This is a genomic window from Streptomyces sp. NPDC058773 (assembly GCF_042746015.1).
Classification (GTDB): Bacteria; Actinomycetota; Actinomycetes; order Streptomycetales; family Streptomycetaceae; genus Streptomyces.
In genome coordinates this window covers 21,269-27,992 of the sequence record NZ_JBHYPE010000069.1, presented here as the reverse complement: position 1 = coordinate 27,992, position 6,724 = coordinate 21,269, and the positions used below count along the sequence as shown (strand labels likewise).

Annotated in this window: 5 protein-coding genes; 1 reads left to right on the top strand and 4 read right to left on the bottom strand. The window is 71.2% G+C overall.

Annotation, left to right across the window (positions count from 1 at the left end; translation table 11 throughout):
- Nucleotides 1-116 precede the first annotated feature (116 nt).
- Nucleotides 117-1,460, bottom strand: a complete 1,344-nt coding sequence (locus ACFW5B_RS33505; protein WP_386448260.1) for a class II 3-deoxy-7-phosphoheptulonate synthase — start codon at nucleotides 1,458-1,460, stop codon at nucleotides 117-119.
- A 258-nt stretch (nucleotides 1,461-1,718) separates the two neighbouring features.
- On the opposite strand from ACFW5B_RS33505, the gene ACFW5B_RS33500 reads away from it, so the two are divergent.
- Entirely contained in the window at nucleotides 1,719-3,716 is a 1,998-nt protein-coding gene (locus ACFW5B_RS33500; RefSeq protein ID WP_386448254.1) for an anthranilate synthase family protein, read from the top strand.
- On the opposite strand, the gene ACFW5B_RS33495 is transcribed toward ACFW5B_RS33500, so the two are convergent.
- The 3 genes from ACFW5B_RS33495 to ACFW5B_RS33485 all read right to left on the bottom strand — a co-directional run bounded on the left by ACFW5B_RS33495 (nucleotide 3,682) and on the right by ACFW5B_RS33485 (nucleotide 6,716).
- Nucleotides 3,682-4,698 (bottom strand): 2-hydroxyacid dehydrogenase, encoded by a 1,017-nt coding sequence (locus tag ACFW5B_RS33495; protein ID WP_386448252.1) that lies wholly within the window; start codon nucleotides 4,696-4,698, stop codon nucleotides 3,682-3,684. The genes ACFW5B_RS33500 and ACFW5B_RS33495 overlap by 35 nt on opposite strands.
- Before the next feature lie 143 nt (nucleotides 4,699-4,841).
- Nucleotides 4,842-5,870 carry a 6-phosphofructokinase gene (locus ACFW5B_RS33490; protein WP_386448249.1) on the bottom strand — a complete coding sequence of 343 codons (1,029 nt, stop codon included), beginning with the start codon at nucleotides 5,868-5,870 and terminating at the stop codon, nucleotides 4,842-4,844.
- Between the two features lie 201 nt (nucleotides 5,871-6,071).
- Nucleotides 6,072-6,716: a response regulator gene (locus ACFW5B_RS33485; RefSeq protein WP_386448257.1), complete on the bottom strand. Its 645-nt coding sequence runs from the start codon at nucleotides 6,714-6,716 to the stop codon at nucleotides 6,072-6,074.
- Between the last annotated feature and the right edge of the window lie 8 nt (nucleotides 6,717-6,724).

Below are 6,724 nucleotides of genomic sequence, written 5' to 3'. Positions count from 1 at the left end.
CCCTTACTTTACGTGGCCGGGCTGGGGCCGCAAACGGCTGGGGGGCGCGTAACACAGATCCGCGCCCCACCGTTGTCTCAGCCCCGACCGTCAGCGCAGGTCAGCGGCCCGCTGCCTCACTGATCGCGGTACATCTCCGCCACCAGGAAGGCCAGGTCCAGCGACTGGCTGCGGTTGAGCCGCGGGTCGCAGGCGGTCTCGTAGCGCTGGTGGAGGTCGTCGACGAAGATCTCGTCGCCGCCGCCCACGCACTCGGTGACATCGTCACCGGTGAGCTCGACGTGGATACCGCCCGGGTGCGTGCCCAGGTTCTTGTGGACCTCGAAGAAGCCCTTGACCTCGTCCAGCACGTCGTCGAAGCGCCGGGTCTTGTGACCGGAGGCGGCCTCGAAGGTGTTGCCGTGCATCGGGTCGCAGATCCAGGCGACCTGGGCACCGGAGGCGGTGACCTTCTCGACCAGCTCGGGGAGCTTGTCGCGGACCTTGTCCGCTCCCATGCGGGTGATGAAGGTCAGCCGGCCCGGCTCCCGCTCCGGGTCGAGGCGCTCGATGAGCGTCAGCGCGTCCTGGGCGGTGGTCGTCGGGCCGAGCTTGACACCGATGGGGTTGCGGATGCGCGAGGCGAACTCGATGTGCGCACCGTCCAGCTGACGGGTCCGCTCGCCGATCCAGACCATGTGGCCGGAGACGTCGTAGAGGTTGCCGGTGCGCGAGTCGACCCGGGTCAGCGACGACTCGTAGTCGAGGACCAGCGCCTCGTGGGAGGCGTAGAACTCGACGGTGCGGAACTCCTCGGGGTTGACCCCGCAGGCGTTCATGAAGTTCATCGCGCGGTCGATCTCGCGGGCCAGCGCCTCGTAGCGCTGTCCGGAGGGCGAGGACTTCACGAAGTCCTGGTTCCAGGCGTGCACCTGCCGCAGGTCGGCGTAGCCGCCGGTGGTGAAGGCGCGCACGAGGTTCAGGGTCGCCGCGGAGGCGTGGTACATCCGCTTCAGCCGCTGCGGGTCCGGGACACGGGCCGCCTCGGTGAACTCGAAGCCGTTGACGGAGTCGCCGCGGTAGGTCGGCAGCGTCACGCCGTCGCGGGTCTCGGTGGGCTTGGAGCGCGGCTTGCTGTACTGGCCGGCGATCCGGCCGACCTTCACGACCGGGACGGACCCGGCGTAGGTCAGCACCGCGCCCATCTGGAGCAGCGTCTTGAGCTTGTTACGGATGTGCTCGGCGGATACGGCGTCGAAGGCCTCCGCGCAGTCGCCGCCCTGAAGCAGGAACGCCTCACCACGGGCGACCGCTCCCAGGCGCTCGCGCAGCTGGTCGCACTCGCCCGCGAAGACGAGCGGCGGATAGGACTCGAGCTCCGCGATCACATCGCGCAGAGCCTCTTGGTCCGGCCAGTCAGGCTGCTGCGCCGCGGGCAGGTCTCGCCAGGTGTTGCCACCGGCGTGGGTTTCAGCGTTCACGGTCACAAGCCCCACATTACGGGGTCGCGCGCGGGTGTCCGTCCGGGTATCCGGACTTTGAGACGCACGGCACGCGGACCGTCGGGTAGGGTGCGCCCCATGTGCACGCGACCTGCTCTGAACAGCAACTGGTGGTGGACCGCTCATCCGGCGGCCCACTGATTCGCGCGCACTCCCAGATTTCGCGAAGGCCGCCCGAGGGGCGGCCTTCAGCCTTTTCCGGCGGCCGTTCCTCCCCTCCTGGAAGGAACTCCCGCCATGCACCGCGAGCCCCCCGCCCCCACCGACGCCGCCGCGCTCGTCCGGCGGCTGCTCGACCCCGCCTGCCCGCCGTTCGCCCTGCTGCGCCGCCGTACCCCGGGCCGGGAGGCCGCCGGCACCATAGAGGTGCTGACCGGCGAGGTCACCGAGGTCGAGCGGCTGGCCGACATCCCGCTGGGCGACGGGGTGCCGGACGCGCCGGTGACCGACGCGCTCGCCCTGATCCCGTTCCGGCAGATCCGCGAGCGCGGCTTCCGGGCGCAGGACGACGGCACCCCGCTGGCCGTGCTGCGCCCCCGGGAGACCGCCGAGGTGCCGCTGGACGAGCTGCTGGCGGCGCTGCCCACCCATGACGTGCGGGTGACGGACGGGGCGTTCGACGTCGACGACGACGCCTACGCGGAGATCGTCGGGCGGGTGGTGCGGGACGAGATCGGCACCGGCGAAGGCGCGAACTTCGTCATCCGCCGGACGTTCGAGGGCGCGGTCGCGGACTTCTCGGCGGCCGACGCGCTGGCCCTGTTCCGGCGGCTGCTGGTCGGCGAGCGGGGCGCGTACTGGACGTACGTCGTACACCGGCCCGGGGTGCGCACGCTGGTCGGCGCCAGCCCCGAGGTGCACGTCCGGATGGCCGGGGGCACGGTCGTGATGAATCCGATCAGCGGGACCTACCGCTACCCGGAGGGCGGGCCCACCCCCGAGAGCCTGCTGGCGTTCCTCGGCGACCGCAAGGAGGCCGAGGAGCTGTCCATGGTGGTGGACGAGGAGCTGAAGATGATGTGCACCGTCGGCGACAAGGGGGGTGTCGTGATCGGGCCCCGGCTCAAGGAAATGGCGCATCTCGCGCACACCGAGTACGAGCTGCGCGGCCGGTCCACGCTCGATGTGCGCGAGGTGCTCAAGGAGACGATGTTCGCGGCGACGGTCACCGGCTCGCCGGTGCAGAACGCCTGCCGGGTGATCGAGCGGCACGAGCCGGCGGGCCCGGACGGACGGGGGCGCGGCTACTACGCGGGCGCGCTGGCGCTGATCGGGCGGGACGCCGGCGGTGCGCAGACCCTGGACTCGCCGATCCTGATCCGTACCGCGGACATCGACGCGGCCGGCCGGCTGCGGGTGCCGGTCGGCGCCACGCTGGTGCGCGCCTCGGACCCGTACGGGGAGGTCGCCGAGACGCACGCCAAGGCGGCGGGCGTGCTGACCGCGCTGGGCGTACGGGCGGCACCGGCGCGTCCGGCGGACGGCGGCCGGCCGCGGCTGGCCGACGACCCGCGGGTGCGGGCCGCGCTGGACGGCCGCCGGGCCGGTCTGGCGCCGTTCTGGCTGCGGATGCAGACGACCGCGCCCACCGCCGCGCTGAGCGGACATGCCCTGGTCATCGACGCGGAGGACACCTTCACCGCGATGCTGGCGCATCTGCTGCGCACCTCGGGGCTGACGGTCTCGGTGCGCCGCTTCGACGAGCCGGGGCTGCGGGAGGCCGCCCGTACGCACCAAGGTCCGGTGGTGCTGGGCCCGGGGCCGGGCGATCCGTCGGACGCCGCGGACCCCAAGATGCGTTTTCTGCGGTCGCTGACCGCGGAGCTGGTCGCGGGGCCCGGGCCCGCCCGTCTCCCGGCCACCGCCCCTCATCGAGGCCCTTCGGACCGCCCCGCCTTGCTGGGCGTCTGCCTGGGCCATGAACTCCTCGCCGCGGAGCTGGGGTTGGAGATCGTCCGCAAGGAGGTGCCGTTCCAGGGCGCCCAGGAACGGATCGACTTCTTCGGGCGCGAGGAGACAGTGGGCTTCTACAACACCTTCACCGCCCGCTGCGATGACACCACGGCCGCCGAACTGGCCATGCACCGCGTGGAGTTGAGCCGGGACGCGGTCACCGGCGAGGTGCATGCGCTGCGCGGTCCGGGCTTCGCGGGGGTGCAGTTCCACCCGGAGTCGGTGCTGACCCTGGACGGCGCCTCGGTCACCGCACAGCTGTTGGCAGCTGTCCTCGTGTGACCAGCATGTTCCGGTTGGTGCGGTGGGCCAGATAGTCCTCGACGTTGGCCACGGTGGCCTCGACGATCTGGCCCACCGCGTCCTCGGTGAAGTACGCCTGGTGCGAGGTGACCAGGACGTTCCCGAAGGTCATCAGCCGGGCCAGGGTGTCGTCGCTGATGATGTCCAGGGACTTGTCGAAGAAGAAGAACGCCGCCTCCTCCTCGTAGACGTCCAGGCCGACGCCGGTGAGCCGGCCGGCCTTGAGGGTGTCGACAAGGGCGGCGGTGTCGACCAGTCCGCCGCGGCTTGTGTTGACCAGGATCGCGTCGTCCTTCATCGCGGCCAGCGCGGCGGCGTCGACGAGATGGCGGGTGTCGTCCACCAGCGGGAGGTGCAGGGAGACCAGGTCCGCCTCGGCGAACAGCCGCTCCCGGGCGACGTACTTCATACCGAGTTCGACACAGCGCGGATTCTCGGCGAGGTCCCAGCCCAGCAGGTCCATGCCGAAGCCATGGGCGATCCGGGTGAAGGCCGTGCCGATCTTGCCGGTGCCGAGCACCCCCGCCGTACGCCCGCGCAGATCGCGGCCCATCAGGCCGTCCAGCCGGAAGTCGAAGTTACGGGTGCGGTTGGTGGCCCGGACGATCCGGCGGTTGACGGCCAGCGCCAGGCACCAGGCGAATTCGGCGACCGCGTACGGCGAGTAGAAGGCGACCCGGCCGATGCTCAGCCCGAGGTCGGCGGCGGCCTCCAGATCGATGTTGTTGAAGCCGGTGGAGCGCTGGGCGATCATCTTCGTCCCGCCGGCCGCGAGGGTCTGCAGGACGTCGGCGCCCAGATCGGCGTTGACGCTGGAGCTGACGATCTCGTATCCGCGGGCGATGGGGGCGGTGTCGCGGTTGAGGAAGACGTCCAGGCTGCGGACCTGGTGGCGGCCGGCGAAGGCCTTCTCCAGGAACGGCTGCTCATCCGCCTGCACGCCGAAGGCGACGATCTCCACGAGCTCTCCCGGGTTCTTCCGCCGGTTCAGAATCTCCCGCCTATGGGCGATAGGCCGGATAGGTCGCGTATGGCGAATATACGGCCCATCGCCCGGCGGTGCCGCCCGGACGGAGCGGCGGCGGGAGCGGTGCGCGCTCCGGCTCAGCCGAAGAACACCCCGGCCTCGGAGTAGAGCGCCGGATCGACGGTCTTCAGCCGGGCGGTGGCGTCCGCGATCGGCACCCGGACGATGTCCGTGCCGCGCAGCGCGACCATCGTCCCGAAGTCGCCGTCGCGCACCGCGTCGATGGCGTGCAGCCCGAAGCGGGTGGCCAGCCAGCGGTCGAAGGCGCTGGGCGTGCCGCCGCGCTGGGTGTGCCCGAGGACGGTGGTGCGTGCCTCCTTGCCCGTACGCGACTCGATCTCCTTGGCCAGCCACTCCCCCACCCCGGAGAGCCGGACATGGCCGAAGGAGTCGGTGGAGTCGTCCTTGAGCACCATCTGCCCGTCCTTGGGCATCGCGCCCTCGGCGACGACCACGATCGGGGCGTAGCGGACCTGGAAGCGGGACTCGATCCACCGGCAGACCTGGTCGATGTCGAAGCGCTGCTCCGGGATGAGGATGACGTTCGCCCCGCCGGCGAGACCGGAGTGCAGCGCGATCCAGCCGGCGTGCCGGCCCATCACCTCGACGACCAGGACGCGCATATGGGACTCGGCGGTGGTGTGCAGCCGGTCGATGGCTTCGGTGGCGACGCCCACCGCGGTGTCGAAGCCGAAGGTGTAGTCGGTGGCCGACAGGTCGTTGTCGATGGTCTTGGGGACGCCGACGCAGGGCACGGCGTGCTCGTCGGAGAGCCGGGCGGCGACGCCGAGGGTGTCCTCGCCGCCGATCGCGATCAGCGCCTCGATCTCGTACTTGGCGAGCGTCTCCTTGATCCGGCGGACGCCGTCGTTCTCCTTGAACGGGTTGGTCCGCGAGGAGCCGAGGACGGTGCCGCCGCGCGGCAGGATGCCGCGTACCGCCGCGATGTCCAGCGGCACGGTGTCGCCTTCCAGCGTCCCGCGCCAGCCGTCCCGGAAGCCGACGAACCCGTATCCGTACTCCTGGGTGCCCTTGCGGACGACCGCCCTGATCACCGCGTTCAGACCGGGGCAGTCGCCGCCGCCGGTCAGTACTCCGACCCGCATCGCTGCTTCACCTACATCCCGTCAGCGGCCGCGCACACGGCCGTACTCGATCCGACCCCGGTCACGCTAATGGTGATCTGGGTCACTCAGGGATGGGGCAGGCGGTGATGTCGGTGATTTACCGGGGAGTTGGGCCGGGGCGTTCACCCGTACGAGCGGACCGCACCGGGCCGCGGCCGGCCCGGCCGGTGAACACGCCGGTCACGCCTCGTCCAGGCCCCGCTCGATGGCGTACCGCACCAGCTCCACGCGGTTGTGCAACTGGAGCTTGCCGAGGGTGTTCTGGACGTGGTTCTGGACCGTGCGGTGCGAGATGACCAGGCGCTCGGCGATCTGCTTGTACGAGAGTCCCTTGGCGACCAGCCGCAGCACCTCGGTCTCCCGGTCCGTCAGCTGCGGCGCGCCCGGCTCGTCGGCGGTCACGGGGGCCGGCTCGGTCGCCAGCCTGCGGTATTCACCGAGCACCAGACCGGCCAGGCCCGGGGTGAACACCGCGTCGCCGGCGGCCGTCCGCCGCACCGCGTCCAGCAACTCCGCGGTGCTCGCCGACTTCAGCAGATAGCCGGTCGCCCCGGACTTGACCGCTTCCAGGACATCGGCGTGCTCACCGCTCGCGGACAGCACCAGCACCCGCAGCGCCGGATTGCTGCCGACCAGTTCCTTGCACACCTGGACGCCGGGCAGCCCCGGCAGATTGAGGTCCAGGACCAGCACATCGGGCGAGGCGGCCTGCGCCCGGCGCACCGCCTGGAGGCCGTCCCCGGCCGTCGCCACGACGTCGAACCCGGCCTCGGCCAGATCCCGGGCGACCGCGTCCCGCCACATCGGGTGGTCGTCGACCACCATGACCTTCA